1 protein-coding gene (running past one end of the window) is annotated in these 17,602 nt (G+C 76.7%); it reads right to left on the bottom strand.

The window, feature by feature from the left end:
• Position 1: 1 nt before the first annotated feature.
• Positions 2 to 17,602, bottom strand: partial view of a type I polyketide synthase gene (locus ACQPXD_RS24920; protein WP_432842506.1) — the 3' portion only. Its footprint extends 17,031 nt past the window's final position; 17,601 of the gene's 34,632 nt are visible here — the last part of the coding sequence; the start codon falls outside the window, past its right edge; its stop codon occupies positions 2 to 4.

Raw genomic sequence — 17,602 nt, 5'->3', positions numbered from 1 at the left:
CTCACGCCGTATGCCTTCCCTCGGTGCCTTGGATCTGGTCGAGCACGTCGAAGAGCTCGTCGTCGGAGGCGGTGTCGGTGTCGATGCCCGCGGCTGCGCCGGCCCGGGGTTCGAGGCGGCGGACCAGGTCGCGGAGGCGGCCGACGAGCTTCGCCGGGTCGCCGCCGTGGCCGCCGGTCAGTGCGGGGATCGCCTGCTCGATCCGGTCCAGTTCGGCCTGCAGGCTGTCGGCCAGGGTCTTCTCCGCCGGTGCGATCCGGGTCCGCAGCTCCCGGGCCAGGTGGGCCGGGGTCGGGTAGTCGAAGACGAGGGTGGCCGGCAGCGACAGGCCGGTGCTGGCGGCGAGCTGGTTGCGCAGCTCGACCGCGCTGAGCGAGTCGAAACCGAGATCGCGGAACGCCGTGTCGGCCTCGACCGCCTCCGGCCCGGTGTAGCCGAGGACCTGCGCGGTCTGGGCGCGGACGTGGTCGAGCAGGACGGGCAGCCGGTCCGCGGCGGCGAGCCCGGCCAGGGTCCGCCGCAGCCCGGCCGCGTCGGCGGCGCCGGGGCCGGCCGCCGTCCGGGGCCGGGGCGGCCCGGCGAGGCTGCACAGGATCGCCGGCAGCGCGGGGGCCTGCCGCAGGACCGGCAGGTCGAGCCGGATCGGGACGAGCTGGGGCCGGCCGGCCCGGATGGCCGCGTCGAAGAGGGCGAGCCCCTCGCCGGCGGACAGGGCGAGGATGCCGCCGCGGTCGATCCGGCCGCGGCCGGCGTCGTCGAGGTCGCCGGTGAGCGCGGACCGCTGCTCCCACAGTCCCCAGGCGAGGGACTGCCCGGCGCGGCCCTCGTTGCGGCGGTACAGCGCGAGGGCGTCCAGGTAGGCGTTGGCGGCGGCGTAGTTGCCCTGCCCGGGCGCACCGAACGTCGCCGCCGCCGAGGAGTACATGACGAACCACGCGAGATCCTGGTCCTGGGTGAGCTCGTGCAGGTGCCAGGCCGCGTCCGCCTTCGCCCGCAGCACACCGTCGAGGCGCTCCGGGGTCAGCGACTCGACCAGGCCGTCGTCGAGCACGCCCGCCGTGTGCACGACCCCGGTGATCCGGCGCCCGTGCAATACCGACGCGAGCGCCGCCCGGTCGGTGACGTCACACGCCACCACCTCCGCGCCGAGGGCGATCAGCGCATCCGCGCCTTCGGCCGCCCGACCCTGCCGGGACAGCAGCAGCAGGTTCCGCACGCCGTGGACCTCGGCCAGATGCCGGGCCAGCAGCCCGCCCAGCAGGCCGGTACCGCCGGTGATGACCACGGTCCCGTCCGGGTCGAGCGCGGCCGGGGCCGGCTCGCCGTCCACATCGCGGGTGAGCCGCCGGGCGTGCAGCACACCGTCCCGAGCCAGGATCTCGGGCTCACCCGTGGCGAGCACCGCCGCGAGGTCGGCCCCGCCGTCCACGTCATCGAGCAGGACGAACCGGTCCGGGTGCTCCGACTGCGCCGACCGGACCAGGCCCCACACCGCCGCGGCCGCCAGGTCCCGGCCGTCCGTGGCGCCGCGGGCCCGGATCACCAGCCGCGCGCGGCCGGGCTCGGCCAGCCACGTCTGCAGGCGCTCCAGCACCTGTGCGGTCGCCGCGTGGACCTCCAGCTCGGGCAGGTCGAAGACGACCGCGTCGGCCTCGCCGCCGGTCGCGGCGGGCGGGACCGGGGTCCAGCCGACCGTGAACAGGTGGTCGCTGCGGGGCGCGACCTGGTCCGCCGTGACCGGCAGCATCGCCAGCGACCCGGCGGTCAGGACCGGCTGCCCGGCCGGGTCGAAGACGGCGACGGCGACGCCGGTGTCGTCCACCTTGGACAATCGGGCCCGCAGCACCCGGGCGCCGGTGGCGTGCAGCCGGACCCGGGTCCACGCGAACGGCAGCATGGCACCGGTACCGGCGACGAGCCCGGTCAGGCCGACGGCGTGCAGGACGGCGTCCAGCGCCGCCGGATGCACCCCGAAGCCGTCGGCGTCGACCGGCTCGGGCAGCGCGACCTCGGCGTAGGCGTCCGCGGCGGATCGCCAGGCGGCGCGCAGGCCCCGGAACGCCGGCCCGTACCCGTAGCCGCCGCCGGCCAGGTGCTCGTACAGCCCGTCGACGGTGACCGGCTCGGCGTCCGCGGGCGGCCAGACCGGGAGCGGGTCCGGCGCCCGGTCCACGGCCGGGCTGAGGACGCCCGAGGCGTGCCGGGTCCAGGGCCCGTCGGCCCCCTCGGTGCGGGAGTGGACGGTGACCGGGCGCCGGCCGTCCGGGCCGGGATCGCCGGCCCGCACCTGGATCTGCACCCCGCCGCGGTCCGGCAGCACGAGCGGCGTCTGCAGGGTGAGCTCCTCGACGACGCCGCAGCCGACCTGGTTCCCCGCGGAGAGGGCGAGTTCGAGCAGGGCCGTGCCGGGCAGCAGGACCGTGCCGAACAGGGCGTGGTCGGCGGTCCAGGGCTGCCCGGCGAGCGAGAGCCGGCCGGTGAGGACCAGGCCCTCGCCGTCGGCGAGCGCGACGGCGGCGGTGAGCAACGGGTGGTCGGCGGCGCGCTGGCCGAGGGCGGCGGCGTCGCCGGGACGGCCGGCCGGGGCTTGGGCCCAGTACCGCTGGTGCTGGAACGGGTACGTCGGCAGCGGCACCCGGCGACCGGACCCGCCGGCCAGCAGCGGCCGCCAGTCGACGTCGACGCCCGCCACGTGCAGCGCGGCGACGGAGCGCAGCCACCGGTCGCGGCCGCCGTCGCCGCGGCGCAGCGTCTCGGCCACGGTCACGCCGGCCCCGGCCCGCCGTACCGTCTCGGCCAGCACGGGGGCGGCGCTGATCTCGAGGAAGGTGCGGTGCCCGGTCTCGACCAGCGCCTGGAGCACGTCGTCGAGGCGGGAGGGCGAGCGCCGGCTGCGATCCCAGTAGTCGGCGTCCAGGCCCGCGGTGTCCAGGCGGGCGCCGGTGACGGTCGAGTGGAACGGGATGGGGGCGGACCGCGCCTGGGGTACCACTGCCGCCGTTTGGTTTGCGGCCACGATCCGGGCACCGTCCGCGATGGACAGTCCACCGGCGACCACGGCCGCCGCGATCTCGCCGGGGCCGTCGCCGACGACGGCCGCCGGGGTCACTCCGACCGAGCGCCACAGGTCGGCGAGGGCGACCATGACGGCCCACGACGCGGCCGGCGGAGCGTCCGGGTCGTCCAGCGTGTCCCGCAGGGGCCGGTCCAGGTACGGTCGCAGGGCCTCGGCGCAGCGCTCCATCGCCGCCGCGAACGCCGGCTCGCCGTCCCACAGGGCCATGCCCATGCCGGCCCACTGCGCGTCCCGGCCCGGGAACAGGAACACCGGGTCGCCGGCGGTGGCCCCGCCGCTGATCGCGGTGCCGGGGTCGGTCAGCCCGGCGATGAAACCGTCGAGGTCGGCGGCGACCACGACCGTCCGGTGCGGGAACGTCGAGCGGCCTTCGACCAGGGACCGGGCCACCGCGGCGACATCCAGGCTAGGCTCGCCGGCCACCCGGGCGGCGAGCCGGCGGGCCTGGTCGCGCAGGGCCCGCTCGGACTTGGCGGACAGCACCCACGCCACCGCACCGGTCGGGGCCGGGTCGGGCGCGGCGAGCGCGACCGGCCCGGCCTCTTCGAGGATGACGTGGGCATTGGTGCCGGAGATGCCGAAGGAGGAGACCCCGGCGCGGCGCGGACGGCCGGCCGGTTCCCACGGCTCGGCGCCGGTCAGCAGCCGGACCGTACCCGCGGACCAGTCCACATGGGACGAGGGCGCGTCCACGTGCAGGGTCGCCGGCAGCAGGCCGTGCCGCAGGGCGAGCACCATCTTGATCAGCCCGGCGGCGCCCGCGGCAGCCTGCGTGTGACCGATGTTCGACTTCACCGAGCCCAGCCACAGCGGGTGATCCGCCGGCCGGCCCTGACCGTAGGTCGCGATCAGCGCTTGAGCCTCGATCGGGTCGCCGAGGGTCGTGCCCGTGCCGTGCGCCTCGACCGCGTCGACCTCGTCGGGCCGCAACCCGGCGTTGGCCAGCGCGGCCCGGATGACCCGCTGCTGCGACGGGCCGTTCGGGGCGGTCAGCCCGTTCGACGCGCCGTCCTGGTTGATCGCGCTGCCCCGCACCACGGCGAGGACCTCGTGGCCCTTGCGGCGCGCCTCCGAGAGCCGCTCCAGGACGAGGACGCCGGCGCCCTCGCCCCAGCCCGTGCCGTCGGCGGCGTCGGCGAACGGCTTGCACCGGCCGTCGGCCGACATCGCCCGCTGGCGGGAGAACTCGACGAAGACCGCCGGGGTGGCCATGACGGTGACGCCGCCGGCGAGCGCCATCGAGCACTCGCCGGACCGCAGGGCCTGCGCCGCCAGGTGTACGGCGACCAGCGCCGACGAGCACGCGGTGTCGACCGACACCGCGGGCCCTTCCAGGCCGAGGGAGTACGCGACCCGGCCGGACGCGACGCTGGTCGTGGTGCCGGTGAGGCCGTGCCCGTCGGCGGCCTCGAGGTCGGCCGAGGCGCGCAGGCCGTAGTCGGAGGCGGCGATGCCGACGTAGACGCCGGTGTCGGTGCCGCGCAGCCCGGCCGGGTCGAGCCCGGCCCGTTCCAGGGCTTCCCACGAGGTCTCCAGCAGCAGCCGCTGCTGCGGGTCCATCGCGACCGCCTCGCGCGGGCTGATCCCGAAGAAGCTCGCGTCGAAGCCGGTGACGTCGGCGACGAAGGCGGCCTCGCGGGCGTAGCTGGTGCCGGGGCGGCCCGGATCGGGGTCGTAGAGCGAGTCGAGGTCCCAGCCGCGGTCGGCCGGGAATGCCGTGACCGCGTCGCCGCCGCCCGCGAGCAGGGCCCACAGCGCTTCCGGGGTGTCGGCGCCGCCCGGGAACCGGCACGCCATGCCGACGATGGCGATGGGTTCGTCGGCCGCGGCGGTGACCGCGACGGCCCGCTCGACGGTCCCGGCCGGGGTACCGAGGACCTCGGCGAGCAGGAACCGGGCCAGGGCCTGGGCGCTGGGGTGGTCGAAGACGAGCGTGGCCGGCAACGGCAGCCCGGTCGCGGCGGCCAGGCGGTTGCGCAGCTCGACGGCGGTCAGGGAGTCGAAGCCGAGCTCCCGGAACGCGGTGGCGGGGTCGACGGCGTCCGGGCCGCTGTAGCCGAGCACCGTCGCGGCCTCGGCGCGGACGAGGTCGAGGACCGCCCGGGCCCGGTCGGTGCCGGTCCGGCCGGCAAGGGCGCGGGCGAGGTCGGTGCGATCGTTCGCCCCGCCGCCGGCCGCCGCCCGCCGTTTCGCCGGCCCGGCGAGGGAGCGCAGCAGCGGCGGTACCGCGGCGGCGTTGCGCAGCCCGGCGAGGTCCAGCCGCATCGGTACGACGTGCGGCGGGTCCAGGCGGATCGCCGCGTCGAAGGCGGCCAGGCCCTCGCCGGCGGTCAGGGCGGCGCCGCCGGAGCGGTGCAGCCGGGCCAGGTCGCCGCGGTCGAGGCGACCGGCCATGCCGGACGGGTGGGCCCACATGCCCCAGGCGAGGGACTGGGCCGGGAGGCCGAGCGCGCGGCGGTAGCCGGCGAGGGCATCCAGGTAGGCATTCGCGGCGGCGTAGTTGCCCTGCCCGGGCGCACCGAACGTGGCGGCCGCCGCGGAGTACATGACGAACCACGCGAGGTCCTGGCCCTGGGTGAGCTCGTGCAGGTGCCAGGCCGCATCCGCCTTGACCCGCAGCACCCCGGCCAGCCGCTCCGGCGTCAGCGACTCGACCGTGCCGTCATCCAGCACCCCGGCCGCGTGCACGACCCCCGTGATCCGGCGCCCCTCCAGCACCGACCCGAGCGCCACCCGATCGGTGACGTCACACGCCACCACCTCCGCACCGAGCGCCAGCAGCTCGCCGGCGCCCGCGGCCGCCGGACCCTGCCGCGACAGCAACAACAGGTTCCGCACGCCGTACACCTCGATCAGGTGACGGGCGAGCACAGCGCCCAGCCCGCCGGTACCACCGGTGATGACCACGGTCCCGTCCGGGTCCGGGCTCGCCGGCAGCCGCAGGACGACCTTGCCGACGTGCCGGGCGGCCTGCAGGTGCCGCAGCGCCTCCACCGCCCGGCCGGTCTCGAACACGGTCGCCGGCAGTGGCCGCAGGCTGCCGGCGGCGAACAGATCGAGGAGTTCGCCCAGCATCGCGGCGATCCGGTCGGTGCTCGCGTCGAAGAGGTCGAACGGCTGATACGTGACGTCAGGACGGTCCAGCTCGCCGCGGATGTCGGTCTTACCCATCTCCACGAACCGGCCACCCCGCGGCAGCAGATCCAGCGAAGCATCCACAAAGGACCCCGCGAGCGCGTTGAGGACCACGTCCACACCCTCACCACCGGTCGCCGCCAGGAACCGCTCCCGGAACTCGAGGTCACGGGACGAGGCCAGGTGTCCGGGATCGAACCCCTCCAATGCCGGCCATTTGCCGGGACTGGCGGTGCCGTACACCTCCACACCCCACGCTCGTGCCAACTGCACCGCGGCCATCCCGACCCCGCCCGCCACGGCGTGGATGAGGATCTTCTCCCCCCGCTGGACGTCGGCCAGATCCCGCAGCGCGTAGTAGGCGGTCAGGAACACCACCGGCACGGACGCGGCCTCGGTGAACGACCAGCCGGCCGGGATCCGGGCCAGCAACCGCCGATCCGTGACCGCCGACGGGCCGAACGCACCGGCGAACATCCCGAACACCCGATCGCCGACGGCCAGATCCTCGACACCCGGACCGACCTCGACGACCACGCCGGCCGCCTCGGTGCCCGGCAGCGCGCCCGGATCCGGGTACATGCCCAGCCCGATCAGCACATCCCGGAAGTTCAGCCCGGCGGCGCGGACCGCGACCCGCACCTCCCCCGCGGCCGGTGCCGGCTCGGGCCGGCCGACCACCGTCAGGTTCTCCAGGCTGCCCGGCTCGGACATCTCCAGCCGCCACGAGCCCCGCACCGGCAGCATCAGCCGGCCCGCGCCGGCCCGGGTGAGCCGCCGGCCGTGCAGCACCCCGCCGCGGACCGCGACCTCCGGCTCACCGGTCGCCAGCACCGCGCCGAGGTCGGCGTCGGCATCACCCTCGACCAGGACGAACCGGTCCGGGTGCTCCGACTGCGCCGACCGGACCAGGCCCCGCACCGCGGCCGCGGGCAGGTCACCGTCGCGGGTCCGGATCACCAGCCGGGCGGCGGACGGCTCGGCCAGCCAGGACTGCAGCCGCTCCAGTACCGCCGCCGTCGCCACCTGGACATCGCTCGCCGGGACCTCGAACACCACCGCGTCCGGGTCGACCGGAGCGACCGCCGGCAGCGGCACCCACTCGACCGTGTACAGATCCTGGGCGGCGTCCGGCGCCGCGGGGGCGGTCACCGGGCGCAGGGCGAGGGACGCCGCGCTCAGCACCGGCCGGCCCGCCGGGTCGAACGCCGCGACGGTGATCCCGCCGGCCGCGGGCGTGAGCCGCACCCGCAGCGCCGTCGCTCCGGTGGCGTGCAGGCGCACGCCGGTCCACGCGAACGGCAGCAGCGGCTCGCTGTCACCGGCCAGGCCGGTCAGCGCGATCGCGTGGAACGCCGCGTCGAGGGCGGCCGGGTGCAGGCCGAAGTCGCCGGCGTCGGCGGGCTCGGGCAGTTCCACCTCGGTGTAGACGTCGGCGCCGGCCCGCCACACCGCCCGCAGGCCCTGGAACACGGGCCCGTAGGCGTAGCCGTCGCCGGCCAGCCGCTGGTAGAGGCCCTCGATCGGGACCGGCCGGGCGTCCGCGGGCGGCCAGGCGGTCAGCGCCGCCGGGAGGGGCTGGTCGTCGGGGCCGAGCCGCCCGCCGGCGTGCGCGGTCCACGGCCCCTCCGCGCCCTCGGCCCGGGAGTAGACGGCGACCGCGCGGCGGCCGTGCTCGTCGGCGGTCCCGGCGACCACCTGCACCTGCACCCCGGCCGTCGCCGGCAGGACGAGGGGGGCCTGGAGGGTGAGTTCCTCGACGGTACCGCAGCCGACCTGGTCGCCGGCGTGGACGGCCAGGTCCAGGAAGGCGGTGGCGGGCAGCAGGACCGAGCCGAGGAGGGCGTGGTCGGCCAGCCACGGCTGGGCGGCGAGGGACAGCCTGCCGGTCAGGACCAGGCCGTCGCCGTCGGCGAGGGGTACCGCCGCGCTCAGCAGCGGGTGGCCGGCGCGGCGCTGCCCGGCCGCGCCCGCGTCACCGGGGCGGCCGCCGGTGACGCGGGGCCAGAAGCGCTGGTGCTGGAACGGGTACGTCGGCAGGTCCAGGTCCGGCCGGGGCGGGCCGCCGAGGAGGGCGGGCCAGTCGACCGGCCCGCCGTGGACGTGGACGCCGGCGACCGCGGCGAGCAGCGTCTCGGCCTCGTCCCACTCGGCCCGCAGCGCCGGCAGCCACACGCCCGGGGCGGCGCCGGCCATCGCGGTCAGGGTCCCGTCCGGGCCGAGCTCCAGGAAGATCCCGGCGCCCCGCTCGCGCAGGCCGGTGACGGCATCGTGGTACCGGACGGCCTCGCGGACATGCGCGACCCAGTACGCCGGGCCGGTCAGGTCCGCACCCGGCGTGCCCGAGACGACCGGGATCGACGGCTCATGCCAGGTCACACCGTTGAGCACGGCGGCGAACTCGGCCAGCATCGGCTCCATCAGCGGCGAATGGAACGCGTGACTCACCCGCAGCTGCCGGGCCTTGCCACCCTGCTCCCGCCACCGATCGGCCAGCGCCAGGACCGTCTCGGCCGTACCTGAGATCACCGTCGACTGTGGACCGTTCACCGCCGCCACACCGACGTCCGCATGCCCGGCAACGAGCGCCAGCGCTTCCTCGTGCGACGCGGTCAGCGCCACCATCGCCCCACCCGCCGGCAGGGCCTGCATCAACCGGCCCCGCGCCGCCACAATCCGCGCCGCATCAGCCAGCGACCACACCCCAGCCACGTAGGCCGCGGTCACCTCACCGATCGAGTGACCGGCCAGGAACGACGGAGTGACGCCCCACGACTCGACCAGCCGGAACAACGCCACCTGCACCGCGAACAACGCCGCCTGCGTGTTCGCCGTCTGATCCAGGTCGGTGCCGTCGGCGATCAACTCGCGCAGCGGAGTTCCGAAGTGCGCGCACACCTCATCGAAGGCCGCCGCGAAGACCGGATACCGCGCGTACAGTCCGAGGCCCATGCCGGGGCGCTGACTGCCCTGGCCGGAGAACACCACCGCGAGGCGGCCGGCGTCGGCGGCACCGGTGATCACCGAGCGCGACGACGGGGCGTCGAGACCGGCGACGAGCGCGGGTAGCTCCCGGCCGAAGACGACGCTGCGGTGCGCGAACGTCGACCGGCTGGTGACGAGTGCCTGGGCGACGGCGGCGGGGTCGGCGTCCGGGGAGCGGCTCGCGAACCCGGCCAGCCGCCGGGCCTGGGCCCGCAGCGCCGGCTCGCTCTTCGCCGACAGCACCCACGGCACCGGCGCGACCGGTGCGACCGGCTCCGCGGCGGCGGGCTGCGGCTCGCCCTCCTCCAGGATGACGTGGGCGTTGGTGCCGGAGATGCCGAACGACGACACCCCGGCCCGCCGCGGCCGGTCGGACGGCTCCCAGCGGCGGGGCCCGGCCAGCAGCGCGACGGTCCCGGCGGACCAGTCGACGTGCGACGACGGCGCGTCCACGTGCAGCGTCGCCGGCAGCTCGCCGTGGCGCATCGCGAGCACCATCTTCATGATCCCGGCGACACCGGCGGCGGCCTGGGTGTGGCCGATGTTCGACTTCACCGACCCCAGCCACAGCGGCCGGTCGGCGGACCGGTCCCGGCCGTAGGTGGCGATGAGCGCCTGCGCCTCGATCGGGTCGCCGAGCGTGGTGCCGGTGCCGTGGGCTTCCACGGCGTCCACGTCGGCGGGGGTCAGCCCGGCGTTGGCGAGCGCGGCCCGGATGACCCGCTGCTGCGCCGGGCCGTTGGGGGCGGTCAGCCCGTTCGATGCGCCGTCCTGGTTGATCGCGCTGCCCCGGACCAGGGCCAGGATCCGGTGCCCGTGCCGGCGCGCGTCCGACACGCGCTCGAGGACGAGCATGCCGATGCCCTCGCCCCAGCCGGTACCGTCGGCGGCGTCGGCGAACGGTTTGCAGCGCCCGTCCGCGGCCAGCCCGCCCTGCCGGGAGAACTCCGCGAAGATCTTCGGAGTGACCATGACGGACACGCCGCCGGCCAGGGCCAGGGTGCACTCGCCGGCCCGCAGGGCCTGCGCCGCCAGGTGTACGGCGACCAGCGACGACGAGCACGCCGTGTCGACCGAGACGGCCGGCCCTTCCAGACCCAGCGCGTAGGAGATCCGGCCGGACATGACGCTGGCCGCGTTGCCGGTGCCGGTGAACCCCTCACCGGCCGCGTCGGCCGCCTCCAGCAGCGCGGGGTAGTCCTGTCCGTTGGTGCCCAGGTAGACGCCGGTGACGCTGCCCCGCAACGCGACCGGATCGAGTCCCGCCCGTTCGAGGGCCTCCCACGACGTTTCCAGCAGCAACCGCTGCTGCGGGTCCATCGCCAGGGCTTCGCGCGGGCTGATCCCGAAGAACCCGGCGTCGAACCCGGCCGCGTCGGCGAGGAAGCCACCGACCCGCGCGTACCCGCCGGGCGTGGTGTCCCAGCCCCGGTCCGCAGGGAAGTCGCCGACCGCGTCGCGGCCCTCGGCCAGCAGCGCCCACAGGGCCTCGGGCGTGTCCGCGCCGCCGGGGAACCGGCACGCCATGCCGACGATCGCGACCGGTTCGTCGGTCGCCGCGGCCGTCGGTGCGGCCACGGCGATGGCGGCGCCGGTGACCTCGGCCAGGAGGTAGCCGGCCAGCGCGGCCGGGGTGGGGTGGTCGAAGACGAGCGTGGCCGGCAGCGTCAGGCCGGTGACGGCGGTCAGCCGGTTGCGCAGCTCGACGGCGGTCAGCGAGTCGAAGCCGAGTTCGCGGAACACCCGGTCGGCCGGGACCTGCTCGGCCCCGCTGTGGCCGAGGACGACGGCGGCCTGCTGCTGGACCATCGCCAGGATGAGCGGGGCCTGCTCGGCGGCGGGCGTCTGCCGCAGCCGGGCCGCCCACGCCGACGGGGCGCCACCGGCCGCGTCCGCGGCTCCGGCCGGGTCGCTCGCGGGCCGGGCCTCGGGCAGGTCGGCGAGCCACGCTCCGGCGGCGCCGCGGCCGGATTCGAGGTACCGCGGCCAGTCCACGTCGGCGACGACCTGGTATCCGGTGGCGGTGGCGTGCTCGAGGGCGGCGACGGCGATCGCCGGGTCCATGCCCGGGACGCCGCCGCGGCGGGTCCGGGCCGCGACCGCACCGTCGCCGGCGAGCCCGTCGCCGGCCCAGGCGCCCCACGCGATCGACGCCATCGGTGCGCCCTCGGCCCGGCGGCGCTGGGCGTACGCGTCCAGGAACGCGTTCGCCGCGGCGTAGTTGCCCTGCCCGGCCGAGCCGAACAGCGCGGCGACGGACGAGCAGACGATGAACGCGTCGAGGTCGAGGCCGGCGGTGAGCTCGTCGAGGGTGAGCAGCGCGTCGATCTTGGCGTGGCCGACGGTGCCGAACCGTTCGGGCGTCAGCGACCCGAGGACCGCGTCGTCGAGGGCGACCGCGCAGTGCACGACGGCGGTCAGTGGATGCTCGACCGGTACCGCGGCCAGGACCTCGGCCATGGCGGCGCGGTCGGCGGCGTCGGCGGCCACGATCTGGACCCCGGCCCCGGCGGCGATGAGCTCGTCGGCGAGATCCTGGGCGCCGTCGGCGGCGGGCCCCCGGCGGCTGACCAGCACCAGGTGCGCCGCGCCGCGGGCGGCGAGCCAGCGGGCCGTGTGCGCGCCGACCGCGCCGGTGCCGCCGGTGATGAGGACGGTGCCGGACGGCTGCCAGCCGGGTCCGGTGGGGGCGGGCGCTCGCCGCAGCCGCAGGCCGTGGACCCGGTCGCCGCGGATGGCGACCTGGTTCTCGGCCCCGCCAGCCAGGACGGCGCACAGCCGCCGACCGGCCGTCTCGTCCCACTCGGCGGGCAGGTCGACGAGCCCGCCCCAGCGGTCGGGCTGCTCGGCGCCGATGACCCGGCCGAGGCCCCAGACCTGGCTCTGCCAGACGTCGGTGATCGGGTCACCGGCGTCGACGCCGACCGCGCCCCGGGTCAGCACCCACAGCGGCGCCGGTCCCCAGAGCTGCGCGACCGTCAGCAGTTCGGCCGCGCAGTCCCGGCCCGCGGTCGCCAGCAGCACGCCGCCGGCCACGTCCGGCACCGGGTCACCGGCCCCGATCCGCAGCACCTCGGCCCCGGCCGCGGCCAGCGCCGCCGCGATGTCGTCGCCGGCACCGGGCGCCGCGATCAGCGCCCAGGTGCCGGACAGCGCCGCGCCCGGCCCGTCGGCGAGCGGGGTCCAGCCGATCCGGTACCGCCAGCCGTCGAGCTCGGCCCGGGCCTGCCGCTGCCGCAGCGACGCGAGGACGGGCAGCACCGCGGCGGCGTCGTCGCGGGCCACGGCCTGCCAGAAGCCGGCGTCGAAGACGTCGGTGAGCTGCCGGGCGGGCTGGGTGCCGGTGGGCCGGAGCCAGTAGTGGCGGTGCTGGAACGGGTAGGTCGGCAGCGGGACCGGCGGGGCCGGGGCGGGGCCGAGCAGCGCGGTCCAGTCGACGGCGATCCCGGCGACGTGCGCGCCGGCGACCGCGCGGAGCCACCGGTCGCGGCCGCCCTCGTCGCGGCGCAGCGTGCCGGTCGCGACGACGTCGGCGCCGCTCTGCTCCACCGCGAGGCCGAGGATCGGATGCGCGCTGATCTCCAGGAACACCCGGTGCCCGGCCGCGGCCAGGCCCTGGACCGCGGCGCCGAAGCGGACCGGGAGGCGCAGGTTGCGATACCAGTAGTCGGCGTCGAGCCCGGCGGTGTCGAACCAGTCGCCGGTCACCGTCGAGTAGAACGGGATCCGCGAGGTGTGCGGTGCCAGCGGGGCGAGGACCTCCCGGACGTGGTCCTCCAGCACCTCGACCTGCGCCGAGTGCCCGGCCGTGTCGATACCGGCGATGCGCCGGCACCACACGCCGGCGGCGGTGAGCGCCTCCGCGACGGCGTCGAGGGCGTCGGGGTACCCGGCCAGGGTCACCGACACCGAACTGTTCACCGCGGCGACGGCCAGCCGGTCGCCGTGCGGGGCCAGGAACCGCGCGACCTCGTCCTCGGAGAGGGCGACCGACATCATGCCGCCCTGCCCGGCCAGGGCCAGCCACGCCTTCGCCCGCAGCGCGACGACCCGCGCCGCGTCCTCGATGCTCAGCCCGCCGGCGACCGTGGCCGCGGCGATCTCACCCTGGGAATGCCCGACGACCGCGGCCGGTTCGACACCGGCGGAACGCCACAGCTCGGCGAGGGACACCATCACCGACCACAGCACCGGCTGCACGACATCGACCCGGGCCAGCAGCGCCGGATCGGTCAGCGCGGCCCGCAGCGACCAGTCGACGAACGGAGCCAGCGCCTCGGCGCAGTGCGCCATCGACGCGGCGAACACGGGCTCGGTGTCCCACAGCTCGACACCCATGCCGAGCCACTGGGCGCCCTGGCCGGGGAAGACGAAGACCGGTTCCGTGGTACCGGCGGCAACCGCGCGAACGACCGCAGGCGACGACTCCAGGTCGGTGAGCGCGGCCGCGAACCCGGCGGCGTCCCCGGCGACGACGACGGCGCGATGATCGAACGTGGACCGGCCGTGCACCAGGGCCTTGGCGACGGCGGCCGGATCGAGGTCCGCAGTGGCGGTGGCGAACCGGTGCAGCCGGTCCGCCTGATCCAGCAGGGCGGCCTCGGACTTGGCGGAGAGCACCCACGGGACCGGCCCGGCCGGCTCGGCGGTGACGGCGGGCCGCGGTTCGCCCTCCTCCAGGATGAGGTGGGCGTTGGTACCGCTGACCCCGAACGACGACACACCGGCCCGGCGCGGCCGGCCGCCGGTCTCCCACGGGACCGCGGCCGCGAGCAGTTCCACGGTGCCGCCGGTCCAGTCGACGTGGGACGTCGGCGCATCGACGTGCAGCGTCTTGGGCAGCACCCCGTGGCGCATCGCGAGGACCATCTTGATGATCCCGGCGACACCGGCCGCGGCCTGGGTGTGCCCGATGTTCGACTTCACCGAACCGAGCCGCAGCGGCCGGCCCTCGGGGCGGTCCTGGCCGTAGGTGCCGATCAGGGCCTGCGCCTCGATCGGGTCACCGAGCCGGGTGCCGGTGCCGTGCGCCTCGACGACGTCCACGTCGGGCGCCCGCACGCCCGCGTTGGCGAGCGCCTGGCGGATCACCCGCTGCTGCGACGGGCCGTTGGGAGCGGTGAGCCCGTTGGAAGCGCCGTCCTGGTTGACGGCGCTGCCCCGCACGACGGCGAGGACCTCGTGGCCCCGGCGGCGGGCCTCGGACAGCCGCTCCAGGACCAGGACGCCGACGCCCTCGCCCCAGCCGGTACCGTCGGCGGCATCGGCGAACGGCTTGCACCGCCCGTCGACGGAGAGCCCGTTCTGCCGGGAGAACTCCACGAACAGGCCGGGGGTCGCCATGACGGTCACCCCGCCGGCCAGCGCCAGCGAGCACTCCCCCGACCGCAGCGCCTGCGCGGCCAGGTGCACGGCGACGAGCGACGACGAGCACGCGGTGTCGACCGAGACGGCCGGGCCCTCCAGGCCGAGGATGTAGGAGACGCGGCCCGAGGCGACGCTGCCGGCGGTGCCGGTGAGGAGGTACCCCTCGGTCTCGACGGGGTTCGCCGCGACCTGGGTGGCGTAGTCGTGGTGGATGAGCCCGACGTAGACGCCGGTGTCCGTGCCGCGCAGGCTGTCCGGCGCGATCCCGGACCGCTCCAGGGCTTCCCACGCGGTCTCCAGCAGCAGCCGCTGCTGCGGGTCGGTGGCGACGGCCTCGCGGGGGCTGATGCCGAAGAACTCGGGGTCGAACATGGCCGCGCCCGGCAGGAACGAGCCGTGGCGGGTGTAGCTGGTGCCGGCCCGCTGCCGCTGCGGGTCGTACAGCGTGTCGAGGTCCCAGCCCCGGTCGGCCGGAAACTCCCCGACGGCGTCGCGGCCGGCGGCCACCATCGCCCACAGGTCCTCGGGGGTGTCCGCGCCCCCGGGGAAACGGCACGCCATCCCGACGATCGCGATGGGCTCGTCGGCGGCCGCGCCGGCGCGGTGCGCGGTGGCCGGGCCGGCCTGGCCGGCGCCCAGGACGGTGTCGAGCAGGAAACCGGCGAGGGTCGTCGCGGTCGGGTAGTCGAAGACGAGCGTGGCCGGCAGGACGAGCCCGGTGGCCGCGGCCAGCCGGTTGCGCAGCTCCACGGCGGTGAGCGAGTCGAAGCCGAGGTCACGGAAGGCCGCACCGGGGTCGACGGCGGCCGGACCGGCGTGGCCGAGGACCGCGGCCGCCTGGGTGCGGACGAGCCGCAGGACGAGCGGGTGGCGATCCGCTTCCGCGGTGCCGAGGAGCGTCCGGGCGAGGCCGGTCGGGTCGGTGCCGGGCCCGTCGGCGACGGTCCGGCGGCGCGGGTGCCCGGCGAGGCCGCGCAGCACCGCGGGAAGCCCGGCGGCACGGCGGAGCCCGGCCGGGTCGAGCCGGACCGGCACCAGCTGCGGCCGGTTCCCGCGCACCGCGGCGTCGAAGAGGGCGAGGCCGTCGGCGGCGGGCAGGGCGCGGATGCCGAGCCGGCCGAGCCGGGCCAAATCCTTCCCGCTCGTCAGGCCCGAGGGCGGTGCCCACAGACCCCAGGCCAGGGACTGCCCGGCCCGGCCGGCGGTGCGGCGGTGCAGCGCCAGGGCGTCAAGGTAGGCGTTCGCGGCCGCGTAGGCGCCCTGGCCCGGTGAGCCGAAGGTGGCCGCGGCGGAGGAGAACATGACGAACCAGGCGAGGTCCTGGTCCTGGGTGAGCTCGTCCAGGTGCCGGGCGGCGTCGGCTTTCGCCCGCAGTACGGCGTCGAGGCGCGGCGGGGTCAGCGACTCGACGGTGGCGTCGTCGAGGGTCCCGGCGGCGTGGATGACCGCGGTGATCCGGTGCCCGGCGAGCGCCGCGGCGAGCGCGTCGCGGTCGGTGACGTCGCACGCCACCACCTGTGCGCCCAGCGCGATCAGTTCGCCAGCGCCACTGGCGTCGGGGCCCTGCCGGGACAGCAGCAGCAGGTTCCGCACGCCGTAGTTCTCGGTCAGGTGGCGGGCCAGCAGCGCGCCCAGCGCACCGGTACCGCCGGTGATGACCACGGTGCCGTCGGGGTCGAGCGCGGCTGCGGCCGGCGGACCTTCGCCCGCCCGGACCAGGCGCGGCGCGTGCAGAACGCCGGCCCGTACCGCGACCTCCGGCTCACCGGAGGCGAGCACGGCGGCGAGATCGAGCTCGCTGTCGTCGCTGTCGACCAGCACGAACCGGTCCGGGTGTTCCGACTGCGCCGACCGGACCAGGCCCCACACGGCCGCCGCCGCCGGATCCCGGCCGTCCGTCGCGCCGCCGGTCCGGATCACCAGCCGCGACCCGGTCCGCTCCGCCAACCACGACTGCAACCGCGCCAGCGCGAGCGCCGTCACCGCGTGCACGTCGCCCCCGGGAAGTTCGAACACCACCGCGTCCGGGTCACCGTCGGCGACCGGCGAGACGGGCGGCAGCGGAGCCCACTCGACCGCGTACAGGTCCTGGACGCCGGTCGTCAGCCGCTCCGCGGAGACCGGGCGCAGGGCGAGGGACGCAACGCTGAGGACCGGCTCGCCGGCGGTGTCGTACACGGTCACGGCGACGGTGTCGTCGGCCAGTCCGGTCAGGTGTACCCGCACGGCCCGCGCCCCGGTGGCGTGCAGCCGGACGCCGGTCCAGGCGAACGGCAGCATGACCGCCCCGCCGGTGACGAGGCCGGTCAGCCCGGCCGGGTGCAGCGCCGCATCGAGCAGCGCCGGGTGCAGGCCGAACCCGGTCGCGTCGGTGTCCTGGGGCAGGCGTACCTCGGCGTAAACGTCCGGTCCGTCCTGCCAGACGGCTTCGACGCCCTGGAACACGGGGCCGTAGCCGTAACCACCGGCGGCGAGCCGCTCGTAGAACCCGTCGGCCGGCACCGGCCGCGCGCCGGTCGGCGGCCAGGCGGTCAGCGCGGCGGGCGCGGGGCCGTCGCCGGAGCCGAGAACGCCGGTCGCGTGCCGGGTCCAGGGCCCGTCCCCGCCGTCGGGGCGGGAGTAGACGTTGACCGGGCGGCGGCCGGTCGCGTCCGGGTCGGCCGCCCAGACCTGGACCTGGACCCGGCCGGTCGGCGGCAGGACGAGCGGGGTCTGCAGCGTCAGCTCCTCGACGACTCCGCCGCCGACCTGGTCACCGGCGCGGATCGCCAGTTCCACCAGGGCGGTGCCGGGCAGCACCGCGGTGCCGCCGACGGCGTGGTCGGCGAGCCACGGCTGGGCGGCAAGGGACAGCCGTCCGGTCAGGACGACGCCGTCGCCCTCGGCGAGGGGCACGGCCGCGCCGAGGAGCGGATGGCCGGCCGGGCGCAGGCCGGCGGCGCCCATGTCGCCGGAGCGTCCGGCGTCCGGCCGCGGCCAGTACCGCCGCCGCTGGAACGCATACGTCGGCAACTCCACCCCCGACGCCCCCACCCCGCC

It is taken from the genome of Dactylosporangium sp. CA-092794 (genome assembly GCF_050948465.1).
Classification (GTDB): domain Bacteria; phylum Actinomycetota; class Actinomycetes; order Mycobacteriales; family Micromonosporaceae; genus Dactylosporangium.
The sequence above is the reverse complement of the archived record's forward strand: the minus strand, read 5'-3'. Positions and strand labels throughout refer to the sequence as shown.